Annotated in this window: 18 protein-coding genes; 8 read left to right on the top strand and 10 right to left on the bottom strand. The window is 42.9% G+C overall.

Translation table 11 applies throughout. From position 1 onward, the window contains the following. Window positions 1-14: 14 nt before the first annotated feature. The gene (gene lpdA / locus VM932_RS09700) at window positions 15-1,406 is read left to right on the top strand and encodes a dihydrolipoyl dehydrogenase (RefSeq protein ID WP_326278620.1); all 1,392 of its coding nucleotides are present in this window, start codon (window positions 15-17) and stop codon (window positions 1,404-1,406) included. A gap of 3 nt (window positions 1,407-1,409) precedes the next feature. Next, window positions 1,410-1,691, top strand: a complete 282-nt coding sequence (locus VM932_RS09695; RefSeq protein ID WP_326278619.1) for a DUF3817 domain-containing protein — start codon at window positions 1,410-1,412, stop codon at window positions 1,689-1,691. Here VM932_RS09695 and aroQ read toward each other — a convergent pair. From aroQ to VM932_RS09675, 4 genes are all read right to left on the bottom strand, one after another. Next, the gene (aroQ, locus tag VM932_RS09690) at window positions 1,683-2,099 is read right to left on the bottom strand and encodes a type II 3-dehydroquinate dehydratase (RefSeq protein ID WP_326278618.1); all 417 of its coding nucleotides are present in this window, start codon (window positions 2,097-2,099) and stop codon (window positions 1,683-1,685) included. The genes VM932_RS09695 and aroQ overlap by 9 nt on opposite strands. Window positions 2,100-2,189: 90 nt before the next feature. Next, complete coding sequence (locus VM932_RS09685) at window positions 2,190-2,702, bottom strand: outer membrane beta-barrel protein (RefSeq protein WP_326278617.1); 513 nt, start codon at window positions 2,700-2,702, stop codon at window positions 2,190-2,192. Window positions 2,703-2,851: 149 nt separating this feature from the next. Continuing rightward, window positions 2,852-3,007: a hypothetical protein gene (locus VM932_RS09680; RefSeq protein ID WP_326278616.1), complete on the bottom strand. Its 156-nt coding sequence runs from the start codon at window positions 3,005-3,007 to the stop codon at window positions 2,852-2,854. 78 nt (window positions 3,008-3,085) lie between these two features. Then, entirely contained in the window at window positions 3,086-3,610 is a 525-nt protein-coding gene (locus tag VM932_RS09675; protein ID WP_326278615.1) for a hypothetical protein, read from the bottom strand. Window positions 3,611-3,838: 228 nt separating this feature from the next. Here VM932_RS09675 and xerD point away from each other — a divergent pair, with 228 nt between their 5' ends. Beyond that, the gene (gene xerD / locus VM932_RS09670) at window positions 3,839-4,735 is read left to right on the top strand and encodes a site-specific tyrosine recombinase XerD (RefSeq protein WP_326278614.1); all 897 of its coding nucleotides are present in this window, start codon (window positions 3,839-3,841) and stop codon (window positions 4,733-4,735) included. A gap of 6 nt (window positions 4,736-4,741) precedes the next feature. Here the strand turns inward: xerD and VM932_RS09665 are convergent, their stop codons facing one another. Together VM932_RS09665 and VM932_RS09660 are read right to left on the bottom strand one after the other, a co-directional pair. Next, window positions 4,742-5,251 carry a hypothetical protein gene (locus VM932_RS09665; RefSeq protein WP_326278613.1) on the bottom strand — a complete coding sequence of 170 codons (510 nt, stop codon included), beginning with the start codon at window positions 5,249-5,251 and terminating at the stop codon, window positions 4,742-4,744. A 95-nt stretch (window positions 5,252-5,346) separates the two neighbouring features. Then, window positions 5,347-6,654, bottom strand: a complete 1,308-nt coding sequence (locus VM932_RS09660; RefSeq protein WP_326278787.1) for an NAD(P)/FAD-dependent oxidoreductase — start codon at window positions 6,652-6,654, stop codon at window positions 5,347-5,349. A gap of 101 nt (window positions 6,655-6,755) precedes the next feature. On the opposite strand from VM932_RS09660, the gene VM932_RS09655 reads away from it, so the two are divergent. From VM932_RS09655 to VM932_RS09645, 3 genes are all read left to right on the top strand, one after another. Further along, window positions 6,756-8,183: an amidohydrolase gene (locus VM932_RS09655; RefSeq protein ID WP_326278612.1), complete on the top strand. Its 1,428-nt coding sequence runs from the start codon at window positions 6,756-6,758 to the stop codon at window positions 8,181-8,183. A gap of 73 nt (window positions 8,184-8,256) precedes the next feature. Then, window positions 8,257-8,751 carry an RNA polymerase sigma factor gene (locus VM932_RS09650; protein ID WP_163625598.1) on the top strand — a complete coding sequence of 165 codons (495 nt, stop codon included), beginning with the start codon at window positions 8,257-8,259 and terminating at the stop codon, window positions 8,749-8,751. Between the two features lie 2 nt (window positions 8,752-8,753). Further along, window positions 8,754-9,398: a hypothetical protein gene (locus tag VM932_RS09645; protein WP_326278611.1), complete on the top strand. Its 645-nt coding sequence runs from the start codon at window positions 8,754-8,756 to the stop codon at window positions 9,396-9,398. Here VM932_RS09645 and VM932_RS09640 read toward each other — a convergent pair. Together VM932_RS09640 and VM932_RS09635 are read right to left on the bottom strand one after the other, a co-directional pair. Next, window positions 9,395-10,216: a lysophospholipid acyltransferase family protein gene (locus tag VM932_RS09640; protein WP_326278610.1), complete on the bottom strand. Its 822-nt coding sequence runs from the start codon at window positions 10,214-10,216 to the stop codon at window positions 9,395-9,397. The genes VM932_RS09645 and VM932_RS09640 overlap by 4 nt on opposite strands. Window positions 10,217-10,256: 40 nt before the next feature. Continuing rightward, a complete protein-coding gene (locus VM932_RS09635; protein WP_326278609.1) occupies window positions 10,257-10,898 on the bottom strand; it encodes an NUDIX hydrolase in 642 nt (213 codons plus the stop codon). A gap of 4 nt (window positions 10,899-10,902) precedes the next feature. On the opposite strand from VM932_RS09635, the gene VM932_RS09630 reads away from it, so the two are divergent. Further along, window positions 10,903-11,616 carry a peptidylprolyl isomerase gene (locus VM932_RS09630; protein WP_326278786.1) on the top strand — a complete coding sequence of 238 codons (714 nt, stop codon included), beginning with the start codon at window positions 10,903-10,905 and terminating at the stop codon, window positions 11,614-11,616. A gap of 54 nt (window positions 11,617-11,670) precedes the next feature. Continuing rightward, window positions 11,671-12,390: a dienelactone hydrolase family protein gene (locus tag VM932_RS09625; RefSeq protein ID WP_326278608.1), complete on the top strand. Its 720-nt coding sequence runs from the start codon at window positions 11,671-11,673 to the stop codon at window positions 12,388-12,390. Here VM932_RS09625 and VM932_RS09620 read toward each other — a convergent pair. Both VM932_RS09620 and VM932_RS09615 read right to left on the bottom strand, forming a co-directional pair. Next, window positions 12,358-12,849: a hypothetical protein gene (locus VM932_RS09620; RefSeq protein ID WP_326278607.1), complete on the bottom strand. Its 492-nt coding sequence runs from the start codon at window positions 12,847-12,849 to the stop codon at window positions 12,358-12,360. The two genes, VM932_RS09625 and VM932_RS09620, sit on opposite strands and share 33 nt — an antisense overlap. A 13-nt stretch (window positions 12,850-12,862) precedes the next feature. Beyond that, entirely contained in the window at window positions 12,863-14,008 is a 1,146-nt protein-coding gene (locus VM932_RS09615) for a hypothetical protein (RefSeq protein WP_326278606.1), read from the bottom strand. Window positions 14,009-14,157: the final 149 nt, after the last annotated feature.

Genomic DNA, 14,157 nt, shown 5'->3' with positions numbered 1-14,157 from the left:
AAAATCAAAATCTAATGAGCAAGTTCGATATAATTGTTTTGGGAAGTGGTCCAGGTGGATATGTTACTGCCATCAGGGCGTCACAATTAGGTTTCAAAACAGCCATTATAGAAAAAGAAAGTTTGGGAGGCGTATGCCTTAATTGGGGGTGTATCCCTACCAAGGCCCTTCTAAAATCCGCTCAGGTTTTTGAATATCTAAAACATGCCGAAGACTACGGTTTGAACGCCAAGGATGTTGCACATGATTTTGATGCCGTTGTAAAAAGAAGCCGTGGGGTTGCCGATGGAATGAGCAAGGGAGTTCAATTCTTGATGAAGAAGAACAAGATTGAGGTCATTAATGGGTTTGGAAAGGTAAAACCTGGCAAAAAAGTTGAAGTAAAGGCCGAAAACGGTGACACCACCGAGTATTCAGCCGACAATATTATAATTGCCACCGGAGCGCGCAGTCGTGAATTACCAAGTCTTCCACAGGATGGTGAAAAGGTAATCGGTTACCGCGAGGCCATGTCCTTGAAAAAGCAACCCAAGAAAATGATCGTGGTGGGCAGTGGTGCCATTGGTATGGAGTTCGCCTATTTCTATCACTCCATGGGTACCGAAGTTACTGTAGTGGAATATATGCCGAACATTGTTCCTGTTGAGGACGAAGATATTTCCAAGCAATTGGAACGTAGCTTCAAAAAATCGGGCGTCAAGATCAAAACCTCTGCCGAGGTCACTAAAGTTGACACCTCTGGCGATGGCGTAAAAGCCACCGTAAAAACCAAAAAAGGGGAAGAGGTTCTTGAGGCTGACATTGTACTATCTGCCGTCGGAATCAAAACCAACATTGAAAACATCGGTTTGGAAGATGTTGGAATTGCCACGGACAGAGATAAAATATTGGTGAACGATTACTACCAGACCAACATTCCCGGTTACTATGCCATTGGTGATGTTACTCCAGGCCAAGCCTTGGCTCACGTTGCCTCCGCAGAGGGAATCCTTTGTGTGGAAAAATTGGCGGGCATGCACGTTGAAGCCTTGGATTACGGAAATATTCCAGGTTGTACGTATTGCATTCCCGAAATAGCCTCTGTTGGAATGACGGAAAAACAGGCCAAAGAAAAAGGATACGACCTTAAAATTGGCAAGTTTCCTTTCTCCGCCAGTGGTAAGGCAAAAGCCGCAGGGACCCCGGATGGTTTTGTAAAGGTTATTTTCGATGCCAAATACGGTGAGTGGCTAGGTTGCCACATGATTGGGGTTGGTGTAACCGATATGATCGCCGAGGCCGTAGTTGCCCGAAAATTGGAGACCACAGGTCATGAAGTATTGAAAGCGGTACACCCGCACCCGACGATGAGCGAAGCGGTAATGGAAGCCGTTGCCGATGCTTATGATGAAGTAATCCACCTATAGACTATGCTGAAGATTTTTAGGGCCACTGCTATTTTAGAAGGTATTTCCTATCTACTCCTTTTCGGAATGACCATGCCGCTGAAGCATTGGGCAGATATTCCTGAACCGAACCAAGTTGTTGGTATGGCACATGGAATATTGTTTATTCTATATGTAGTGGTGGCCATCGTTTTTTGTTGGGAAAAAAAATGGAAACTAAAAAGGTTCATCGTACTCTTTGTTGCATCCTTGCTCCCCTTCGGCACGTTCTACGCCGATAAAAAATACCTAAAGAATCTAGCTTAAAAAGCTCTGGATGGCCAAATCGTAGCTTTGAAGCCCAAAACCAAGGATAACACCTTTGGCCCCAGATGATATGTACGAAACGTGACGGTATTCCTCACGCTGGTGCGTATTGGAAATGTGCACCTCGATTACCGGGGTTTCCACCGCCTTAACTGCATCACCAATGCCTACAGAAGTATGTGTATAGGCAGCGGCATTTAGAACAATACCGTCGTAATCAAAACCCACTTCCTGTATTTTACCGATCAGCTCCCCCTCTATATTGGATTGATAGTATTCCAATGCTACATCGGGAAACTTTTCTTGCAATTGTTTAAAGTAATCTTCAAAAGTGGTGTTTCCGTACACTTCGGGTTCTCGTTTTCCCAATAAATTTAGGTTGGGCCCGTTGATGATCATTAGTTTCATAGCTGTAAAAATATGGTATTTTTTCAAGCACAAAAAAAGCGAAAGGGAAACCCTCTCGCTTTTTTATATTTTCTAGGTAACAGATGATGATTAGTTGAACCTGTATCCAGCACCAACTGTAAGGGTATTGATATCTACAGCATCACCAAAATCACCTCCCCTGCTTATTTGAAGGCCATATCTGGCTTCAACAAACCAATTATCATCGATTTGATAACCACCTCCAAAAGCTAGATCAATTCCAAGTTCACCGTCTGGCACGTCTTCCAACAAATAATTGATTTGTGGACCTGCTTGGATGTTAAACTTGTCGGCAACTTTATATTTGAACATTACGGGAACATATAAAGATGTCAAGTCATTTACAAAACTCAAAAGCAAAGAAGGTTCAATGTCGAATTCTTCAGAGAGGTAGAAGTTATAACCGCCTCCGAGATAAAAGCCCAATTCACTGTCACTTACATCCCCGAAAAACTCATCGCCCGAGTCAAAACTCATGGATACATTGTTGAATCCTGCTTTGGCTGCAAAACCTTCCTGTCCAAAGGTGTTTACCATAGCAAATCCAACAAAAAGAACTGTCAATACAAATACTTTTTTCATAATTAAAGGTTTAATTTTAGTTAAGGTTACAAATATAGCAATGTCATTTTTTTGGCTTAAAAAGATAAAATGTTTATTTAATTGGATGTTTTTACAAGAAATCATCAATCTATTGCGAATTGAGGCCCAATTCCGTTTGACCTACATGATTATCGGAAAAAAAAATATGTACCGGTAGCTCCAAAAAAGGTGGCTTCATCATAAAGGTCAATGCCCAACCCCAAGACAGCCCTGTAATTTGTTTGGGCCTTAACGGATAGGTTACCAAGCATAAACAAAGCAACAGCTAAAAGTAGTTTTTTCATTTGTCAAGTGTGATCAGTGGTTAATATTCAGAATTTAAACTGCAGGATTTGGGGGTAAAAACAGCTGCTTTTTCTTTTCTAAAACAAAAATAAAATTCCCAATGTCGCCATCGAGAAATCGTAATCATCACTTATTTTTACATAAGAAATGTTTATTTCAGTGGTGCTATTGAGGTTGGCACCAATAATGGGCCTTAAATAAAGCCCTCCTGTATTACCATCATTTATTCCAACGGCATACCCTACATCGGCACCGATCTTAAAATCGTAGGTGGGGTATATTCTAAAAGCACCCGCTACAGGAACATATTGAATATTGGGAAAGTCACCCTCAACCACCACAGGGCCAAAATCTGCCGTATCGTTGTTAATAAAGGCATTCATAAATCCTGTAGAGATACCTGCATCAATGAGCTCTGAAACCCCCCAATGATATCCTAAATCCAGACCTAGTTCAAAATTTGAAAAATCGGAAATATCCCCAAATGGAATCCCTAAATGAACCCCTGCTTTAAAATTTGTCCGATCCACTCGCTGCGCCATGGATGAAAAACTTACGGCAACCAAGGCTATGATCACCATTACAAATGTCTTTTTCTTCATTGTTAAAATTTTATTAACAACAGAACGTCATCTTCAGCAAAAAAGTGTCTTCTGATGTAATTTTCCTACAAAATGGACATTTTCAATTATTTATCCATTCAATTTCTATTGGGAAAGTATTAAAACTTGTGGTTTTTAATCCCCTCAATTGACCAAAGGGCAATTTGAGTTGACCAATGCATACTTCTAAATCGATCCTGAAAATGGAATGTCACTATATTTGGTGATATGAACTGGCAACAAGCAATAAAGGACTACCAAAATTATTTGAAGATAGAACGGGGTCTTTCCCAAAATTCCATTTTAAGTTATGCCATGGACCTTCAAAAGCTCGTCCGTTTTCTTGAGGTGAATTCCATTGATGAAAAACCCGTGGCAATCCCTCGGGAAACGGTTCAACAGTTTATCTATGATATTGCCAAAATAGTGAGCCCTAGAACGCAGGCAAGGATCATTTCGGGTTTAAAAGGTTTTTTTACCTATTTGGTCTTTGAGGATTACCGGGAGGATAATCCCATGGATCTTATCGAAACCCCAAAAATTGGAAGAAAGTTGCCCGACACCCTTTCCGAGGAGGAAATAAACAATTTGATTGCCGCCATCGACCTATCCAGACCCGAAGGGGAACGCAACAGGGCCATTTTGGAAACCTTGTATGGTTGTGGTCTTCGGGTATCGGAACTCATCAATCTAAAATTATCCGACCTGTATTTTGATGAGGATTTTATAAAGGTAACGGGAAAGGGGAACAAACAACGCTTTGTCCCGATCAGTGAGGTGAACCAAAAATACATCAACATATATTGGAAAGAGGTCCGGGTGCATTTGCCCATAAAAAAAGAACACGAGGATTTTGTTTTTTTAAACCGTAGGGGCAACCAATTGACCCGGGCCATGATTTTCACCATTGTTAAAAGACTTGCAGAAAAAATTGGGTTGGATAAAAATATCAGCCCCCATACCTTTCGGCATTCCTTTGCTACCCATCTTTTGGAAAATGGTGCCGACCTTAGGGCCATACAACAAATGTTGGGGCATCAGAGCATTACCACTACCGAGGTGTACATGCATGTTAACCGTACACATTTGACGCAGGTTCTCAAAAATTTTCATCCGAGAAGATAAAAAATCTCAAAATTTTATTCGGGTTCCCATCTCAAGCCGAGTGCTCACTCCTTCCAGCCCCATACTATAAAAATTGGATGCTTTGATCGGACGGACCAGCTTTACATCCAAAAGCATATTTTCACGAACTTGGTGCTCCATCCCAAGAAAAATTTCATGGCGCGGGTCGGGATTTGGATATCCCCTGCCACTATGGTACAAATCCCATTCCTTTTGATATCCTCCCAACATGTAAAGTTTTTTTCCGACCCTTTGGTCTAGCTGCGCACCTAGACTGAACCTGTCTGCTTGGTAGCGTCGGTAATGTTCGCCAATAACTTGGATTTCTGTATCCTCCAAAGCTTCAAAATTGATACTGAACCAGGCAAAATGTGATAATTCATCAAATTTTGGATAATTAAAACCCTCAATATAGATTGGAGACTCCGCGATTTTGGAAACAACAGTACTATTTTGGGCGTGAATCGTCAGACTGAACAACATGGCTAAGGTGAGAAAAAAGGCTGATCTGTACATGGCAAGTGTTTTACTACAATTTACCAAAGCTTGAACAACCCACCATAACCATTAGCTAAATTTCAACCTTGGTGTTTGAAATTCAGCAAACTACATCAGTCCTGCATCAGGGTATTCTTTTCCACCTTGTTCTGTTTTTTAAAAGGTCGGATAATCAATCGGGCTTCACGGTCAAATCGAATATAATTGTACACCCAATTGATAAAGACCACTACCCTATTTCTAAAACCGATCAGAAAATATAGATGCACAAACATCCAAACAAACCAAGCAAATACGCCTTGAAACCTGAATTTTGGCAAATCCACCACCGCCTTGTTCCTTCCTACGGTTGCCATGCTGCCCTTATCTTTATAAACAAAAGGTCTCATCGGTTTGTTCTCTATCAATCGAACCAGGTTGTCCCCAAGGTTTCTCCCTTGTTGTATGGCAGGTTGGGCCATCATGGGGTGTCCATAAGGAAACTCCTTCGTTTCCATTTGCGCCACGTCACCAATGGCAAAAACATCTTCCAGTCCCATAACCTGATGAAACTCGTTTACTTTTAAACGTTTGTCCCTGCTAAGAAGTTCCTCGGCATCCAATCCTTTTAGTCCCACTGCTTTAACTCCAGCGGCCCAAACCAAGGTTTCTGCCTCAAAAATTGTTTTGGTGCTTGTGGTTGCCTTTTTGCCATCGTAATCGGTTACACGGATGTTTTTCCAAACATTTACCCCGAGCTCTTCCAAAAACTTTTCCGCTTTCTCCGATGCTTTTTCGCTCATTGCCGGCAAAATCCTATCGCCGCCTTGCACCAAGTTTATTTGTGCCCTACGGGTATCCAGATCGGGGTAATCCTTCGGCAAAATCCCTTTTTTGATCTCTGCCAAAGCCCCTGCCAGTTCAACCCCTGTGGGACCACCGCCCACTATAACGAAGTTCATCAAGGCATCACGCTCATGGAGGTCATCCGTTAAAAGTGCCTGCTCAAAATTTTCCAGGATCAAGCTTCGTAAATTCAGGGATTGCGGAATGGTTTTCATGGCCATACCCTTGGCCTTAATGTTCTTATTACCAAAAAAGTTGGTTTCCGAACCCGTTGCTACCACTAGGTAATCATAAAAAATCTCCCCGATATTGGTCTTGATTCGTTTGGTATCCGTTTTAACTTCCTTCACCTGTGCCAATCTAAAAAAGAAATTGGGATAGCCCTGCAACACCTTTCTGATGGGGTATGCAATGGAATCAGGTTCCAGCCCACCTGTGGACACTTGATACAGCAAGGGTTGAAAATTGTGGTAATTGTGTTTATCCAACAGAACCACTTGGGCTTCTTTTTTACTTAATTTTTTGGCTAATGCAATGCCTCCAAAACCGCCGCCTATAATTACGACTCTTGGATAACTGGATTGAGGAATGTTCATGCTCGACATACCGACAAATTTAAGTATTACCTGTTTGAGCGGGTCATCCCAGGCCTGGTTTTTTTGTATCTTTAGCATCTAACTCAAAAAAACTTCGACCCATGAAAAAAATTCTCCCGCTAGGTGCACTGCTATTGTTGTGCACTATGGGTATCCATGCCCAAAAAAAGAAAAACGATGTAATCAAGGCTTTAGATTCAAAATCTGAAAAGTATACTGAAATTGCCCATGAAATATGGGACTTGGCTGAAATGGGATATTTGGAAGAGCAAAGTTCCGCCCTTTTACAAAAAACCCTTTCCGATGCCGGGTTCTCCATCGAAACAGGGATTGCCGGTATCCCAACGGCTTTTAAAGCCGAATATGGATCTGGGTATCCTGTAATTGGTATTTTGGGGGAATACGATGCCTTGCCCGGCCTTTCTCAAGAGGCTGTTCCAGAGAAAAAATCCGCTGGTGGGGCTGCCGGTCATGCCTGTGGGCACCACTTGTTTGGAACGGCATCCACCGCTGCGGCGATTTCGGTAAAGGACTGGATGGATGCCAACAACATTAAAGGGACCATTCGCTTTTACGGATGCCCGGCCGAAGAAGGTGGTTCCGGTAAAGTTTATATGGTTCGCGAAGGCGTGTTCGATGATGTGGACGTGGCCTTGCATTGGCACCCAAGTTCGGCAAATGCCGCCAGTGCCGGTGCCGCATTGGCCAACAAATCCGCCAAATTCAGGTTCCATGGGGTTTCTGCGCACGCCGCGGCCGCACCACAAATGGGACGTTCGGCATTGGATGGCGTAGAGGCCATGAATGCCATGGTAAACATGATGCGCGAGCATATCCCCGAAGATGCACGAATTCACTACGTAATCACCGATGGAGGTAAAGCGCCAAATGTTGTTCCCGACTTTGCCGAAGTGTATTATTACGCAAGACACAACACCAGGGATGTGGTCGTTGATATTTTTGATAGGATCGTAAAAGCAGCGGAAGGAGCTGCGATGGGAACAGGAACTACCATGGAGTATGAAATGATCGGGGGAACCCACGAACTCCTGCCCAACCTGACCGTGCAAAAAATAATGTACGACAACCTGGTGAAAGTAGGTGGGGTTACTTACAATGATGAGGAAAAGGCCTTTGCCGAAAAAATATCCAAAACTTTGGGCAAAGGCGCACCGGACATTTCCACTGCCGAAAAAATCCAACCATACAAAGAAACAGCCAATGCATTTGGTTCCACCGATGTGGGAGACGTTAGTTTTACCGTACCAACAGCTGGTCTGGGAACGGCGACATGGGTACCCGGAACACCTGCACACAGTTGGCAAGCCGTAGCTGCCGGAGGTATGAGCATTGGCTCCAAGGGAATGATGGTAGCCGCCAAAACCATAGCCCTTACCGCAATGGATATTTTTGAAAACCCAAAAACAATAGAGGCCGCCAAAAAGGAATTGGAGGAAAGAAGGGGAAAAGACTTCAAGTATATTCCCATGTTGGGCAACAGACCTCCTGCATTGGACTATCGTAAATAGGTTTTTCATCAAACACTGTAACAAATGTTGCTTTCCGCATACTTATAATTAAAGCAACTTTACCAACCGTTTAGTGAACAAAGAACTGGAACATCGTTTTGTGACGGAACTTGAGGACAATCAAAATATTGTCCATAAGGTATGTAGTCTCTATACCAACGACAAAGACTCCCACAACGACCTGTTCCAAGAAATCACTATTCAATTGTGGAAAGCATATCCAAAGTTTCGGGGAGATGCCAAGTTTAGTACATGGATGTACCGTGTGGCGTTGAATACGGCCATCACCTTGTACCGGAAATCAAAAAAAAGGGTAAAGACCCAGGATTTTGAGTCGGTCCTCCATAAAATCAAGGCCACGGATTATGACGATACGGAAGAACGGCAGTTAAAACTGATGTACGACGCCATAAAACAGCTTGGTGATATTGACAAGGCCTTGGTATTCCTCTATCTGGAAGACAAGGATTACACGGAGATAGCCGAAACTTTGGGTATTACGGAAGTAAATGCGAGAGTGAAGATGAGCAGGGTAAAAAATAAATTAAGAACCATATTAAATCCTTGATTATGCTGGATGAACTGGAGCTCTTGAAAAAAGATTGGCAGAAGCGGGAAGCAGAGCTTCCCAAGCTGTCCTATGAGCAAATCTATCCGATGACCAAAAAAAAGTCATCATCCATAGTTAAATGGATTTTTTATATCAGCATCATAGAGTTTGTGTTCTGGGCGGGTATCAATATTATTTTTAGCGGTCCAGAAACCATGCAGGAGCTAAAGGACATGCATATCTATATGGTCGTTATGGCCCTTAACATCATCAACTACGCCATTATCCTTTACTTTATCTATAAGTTTTACATCAATTACAAAAAAATATCGTTCACGGATTCCTCCAAGAATTTGATGCGGACCATTTTAAAGGTAAAACGAACCGTAACACAATATGTCTGGTTCAATCTCATCATCTTCACCACCTATTTGATCATAAACATGTACGGGGCACTCCTTTATGGTTCCGAGGGACAGAAAATTGTTGAAGCTGCATCCAAAGACGGGGACAGCATAACATTTTGGGCCATGGTGATCGGGATATCCGTAGTATTTATAGCCGCTATCCTATTTTTAATATGGCTGTTCTACAAATTACTTTACGGTATCTTACTAAAAAGACTTAGGAAAAACTACAACGACCTTAAAAGGTTAGAGGTCTAATCGTCCAACTTGCCCTTATAACTGTAGCGTCTTTTTTGGTTTTCCTCCTCGTAGGCAAGAAGCTCCTTTTGGGGGATTACCTTTAGGAAAGATGGATGCTGCTCAATGGCATACTCCAATTTTTCCAATATGGCATCAATCGACTCGTTGTCGTAATCAATATCCAATGGCTCTTTAATTTGCATGGATTGAAGTATCCCTTTCTTCTTGACACGAAGCCCTTTCTTGTCAAACGAACGTCGGAACCCATCAATAACCACGGGAACCACAACGGGTTTATATTTTTTTATGATGTGAGCGGTACCTTTTCGCAATGGTTTCCAAGGTGTTGTTGTGCCTTGTGGAAAGGTTATTACCCACCCATCATCCAAGGCTTTTCCAATATTGGAAATATCACTGAACTTCACCTGTCGGTTCACATTTTGACCATCGGCCCTCCAAGTTCTCTCAATGCTTATGGAACCTGCATAGGCCAAAATTTTGGTCAATAGACTCTTTTTCATGGTCTCCTTGGCCGCTACGTAGTAAATATTCAATTTGGGGTACCAGAGATAGCCCAAATTTTTAATATTGTCCTCCCGCCCACTCAAACTGGCATTAAAAACATGGAACATGGCCACCACATCGGCAAAATAGGTCTGGTGGTTGCTCACAAAAAGAACATTGTTTTCGGGCAAATCGCGGATAATCTGCGACCCTTCTATCTCGAGAGTATTAAATCCTTTGTAACGCTGGTGTGTCATCATACCGGCGATACGGATCAGCCATCGTTTAAAAAATAAAATATGTCCAAAAGGATTTTTCTTAAACAGACCCATGTATAGCGTTGATTGTTGACTGCAAATTTACAAAATAGCTTCAAAGCACCTGCCGTAAAAGTTCCTTGATCTCGCTCATCATCATGGCCGTAGCGCCCCAAACTGTGTAACCATTTAATTTAAAGGCAGGTACATTTATGTTTTGTGCGTAAGAAGTGCTCAAAATTTCTTCAATATGGTTGGAATCATCCAAAAAATCCCTGAGATACACCTCGACCAGGCTTTCCACTTCGCTTTCTTCCTTGATAAATGGTCGCGGGTTCGGATAGATCCCGATGTAAGGCCTTACCAAAAAATTACTGGGCGGAATATACACTTCACTAAGTTCCTTGATCACCTCAACCGCTGTAGGTGGTACGCCAACTTCCTCATGGGTTTCCCTTAGGGCAGTTTGCATCAGGTCCCTGTCCTCTTTTTCCACCTTTCCGCCCGGAAATCCGATTTGGTTGGAATGCACGCCTTGGTACACTTTCCGAAGTATCAAAAGTAAGCGGGTCTCTTGTTCCAAATCTGGATAAAATAGCGCCATGACCCCGGCCCGCTTGGGGTTTACATCTTGCACTTTGTTCTCCTTCAACCAATCCACACGAAGCTGTGGGGACATTTTATGATGCGAATCCTCCCCAGGAAGTGGGAGATTTTTTAATTTTAGGGCACGTTGACAAAATTCATTAAAATCCATGCTGTTGAGACATTCGGCTTTAACTACAAGTATATTATTTTTTTTATTCGTTTCCTGCGGAGAATCCCCAAAGAAGGACAAAGACAAAGTTGAGGAAAATATTGCAAAAACGGACACTGTTCCCCAAACACAGATAGATACTGTAATGGAAGAAGAAGAGGAAGAACCCTTTAAGCTTACCGAGGAAAATGCCATCGACTTCTTTTTCGATTACGAAAAAAACTTAAAAAAGGACAAGGTAAAAATCACCACTACCATGGGCAGTTTCACCATTGAGTTGTATGATGATGTGCCTTATCACAAAGCCAATTTTATTTATTTGGCCCGGCAAAAGTATTTTGACAGTACCCAGTTCCACAGGGTTGTGAAGGATTTTATTATTCAAGGGGGCAACTCGGATGACAGGAAAATAGCCCAAAAACGGAGTGAAATAGGAAGATACCTACTCCCTCCTGATGCCAAAAAAGGCCATAAACATCACCGGGGAACCATTTCCATGCCCAGTAGCGAGAGGGACAACCCCCATAAATTGGCCTCACCGTACGAGTTTTTTATTGTGGTTACCGATCCAGGCTCCTATCATCTTGATGGCTCTTACACTCCTTTTGGCCGAGTAGTCGAAGGAATGGATGTAGTGGACGCGATAAACAATGTTCCCGTAGGTGATGGCGATTGGCCCTGGCAAAACGTTTACATTCTCAAGGCCGAGGTATTGTAAACCAATCAAAAAATACTATAATTTAACAGCCCTCAACACATAACTAAACTCAGCATGATACAAACTGACAATTTTACTTATGCAACTAGTGGGCAATCTTACCAAGGAGTGGTTGCCTACGATGATAGCATTAAGGGCAAACGCCCTGTGGTTATGGTCTCCCATACATGGGTAGGCCAATCAGACTTTGAAACAAAAAAGGCCTCGGAACTTGCCAAACTAGGATATTTAGCTTTTGCCATTGATGTGTACGGCAAAGGGAAAAGAGCCAAGAATGCGACCGAGGCCGAAGCATTGATGAACGAATTATTGGTCGATCGCCAAGAGCTGCTCGACCGGATACTTTTAGCACTCGACAAAATAAAGGAACATGATTTGGCCAACACCGAAAAGGTTGGAATTATAGGATTTTGCTTTGGTGGAAAATGCGCTTTGGATTTGGCCCGTTCCGGCACCGACATCAAAGGGGCGGTGTGTTTCCATGGAATCTTTGACCCGCCCGGCCTGGACCACGAAGGGGACATCAAGGCAAAAATATTGGTACTGCACGGTTGGGAAGACCCGTTGGCGTTTCCCAAGGACATTGTTTCCTTGGGTTACGAACTCACCGAACGCAATGCGGTCTGGGAAATGGATGTTTTTGGTCATACGGGACATGCTTTTACCAACCCCAATGCCAATGCTCCTGATGATGGCATGATGTACAACCCTTTGGCCAGTGATCGGTCTTGGCAGCGTATGTCACACTTTTTTGAAGAGGTTTTTGCCGATTAATATACGATTCGACAAATTGTATTTTTGCTTTCTTATTGGTTCTCCAGACTTTTCGAAAACCTTTTTTCTTTCGTAAAGGGAAACAAGGACCGCCATAATTATGAGGTTTTTCATAATATATTGCCCAACAAGGGTCAAGGACAGTGGTGCTTCCCCAAAAACATCGCCCGGAAAAAAGAATAGCGGTGCAAAGGTGCATACCATGTGGGCCAAAGCCATAATCACAGCTTGCCTTCTAAAAAATCCGAACACAAACAAAAAACCCAATCCTACTTCCCAAAAGGCAAGTAGGAATATGGAAACCCCATCGGGTATCAATCCAAAAGTAAGTTGATGCATGGTGCTTTTTGCCAAATCTTCGGCCGGGCTAAGGTTTGGGACAAATTTTAATGCCCCAAACCAAAAATATACCAAGCCCACGGAAATGGCCAGCAAATTTTCTTTAATGTATTTTCGCAAGGGTCATCGAAGTTTAATTATTGAATTCATTCATTAGTTTTGGGTCAACTTTTACCTTGCTTCGTGCAAATCGGTACGAGACCCCTACATTGATCAAGTAATCTGCAAAAGCGGCATCCCCCTGTCTAGGCTCTCCTGTCATCTGTTGTGTTTCCAAATCGGTTACACTCTGCGGACGTTCCCTTCTCACTGCGAACGGCACATTGAGGTTCAAGGAAAAATTATCTTTCATAAAAGCGATTCCAGGGTCAATGGAGAGTACGTTCCCAGGTCTTCTAAAACCTTCATTGCCACCAATAAGGTCCTTCACGGGCACACCTTCGTAGCGTGCTCCCAATGAGGCGGAAATGGTATTGCCCAAACTATGGCTTACCCCGGCGCGGAGTGAAAACTGGTCTGGAACGGCCATAATGGCCTCATTTTCCAAAATTGGGCTCAAAGTTTCCCTAAATGTCCGTGTACCGTTGGTCTCCCTTGGGTTGATCAAATAAAAACCACCTCCGTAGGCAAAAAATCGTTCGGCAATCTTTTGGTAAAACTGAAAATCCAAGGTGATCCCAAATCCACCATCCCCGGGCTGAATACTTTGGTCCACGGGTCTCACCTGTGGCCCTCCTTCGGGCCCAACATTGTAAAAAATATCGGAGGCATTGTAGCTTCCCGTTGGCAGCTTAAGCCCTAAACCCAATGCCAAATTTCCGTTTTGGTGTTTTTCAAGATCGAAAAGCCAATAGCCAACACCTGCCCGAATATCGGCCAAGCCACGGGAAAAAGTGGTGTTGCGCTCATCGCGTCCGTGTTCGTACAACGAGGAACGCGTATTTATAACGGTGGGGATGGTAATACTGGCATACCATCTGTTGGATATTCCATAGGTCAAGAAGAAATCCCAAGAATGGGAATGATTGATAACTTCGGTCTCATTGGAAACCCTGTCCGGTTCCTCTTCGGTTCCCCTAAAATGACGGAAGGATTTGAAATATCTGTAATTGCTTCCAATTTGAATGTCACCCGGACCCAATAAATTATTCTCCAAAGTATTCCCTACACAAGAGGAAAAATGTCGTATGGCAACACACCCTTGTGCGCTAGCCTGATTGATTCCAAGAAATGAAATCAGCCCTAAAAATGCAATGATCAATGATCGTGATGTTCTCATACCTGTACTACTGATTGGTTGTTTATGTTACTTGGGTGCCAATGTAGCGGTATACACAAGGGATTACGACTAATCGTTAGTTTGTATTCTATAAAAATAAAGACAAGAAAAGAGAATGAATCGTGAAGTGTTACCTTGGCAAAAAAAGC

Source organism: Flagellimonas halotolerans, from assembly GCF_035818535.1.
Taxonomy (GTDB): Bacteria; Bacteroidota; Bacteroidia; order Flavobacteriales; family Flavobacteriaceae; genus Flagellimonas; species Flagellimonas halotolerans.
The sequence above is the reverse complement of the archived record's forward strand: the minus strand, read 5'-3'. Positions and strand labels throughout refer to the sequence as shown.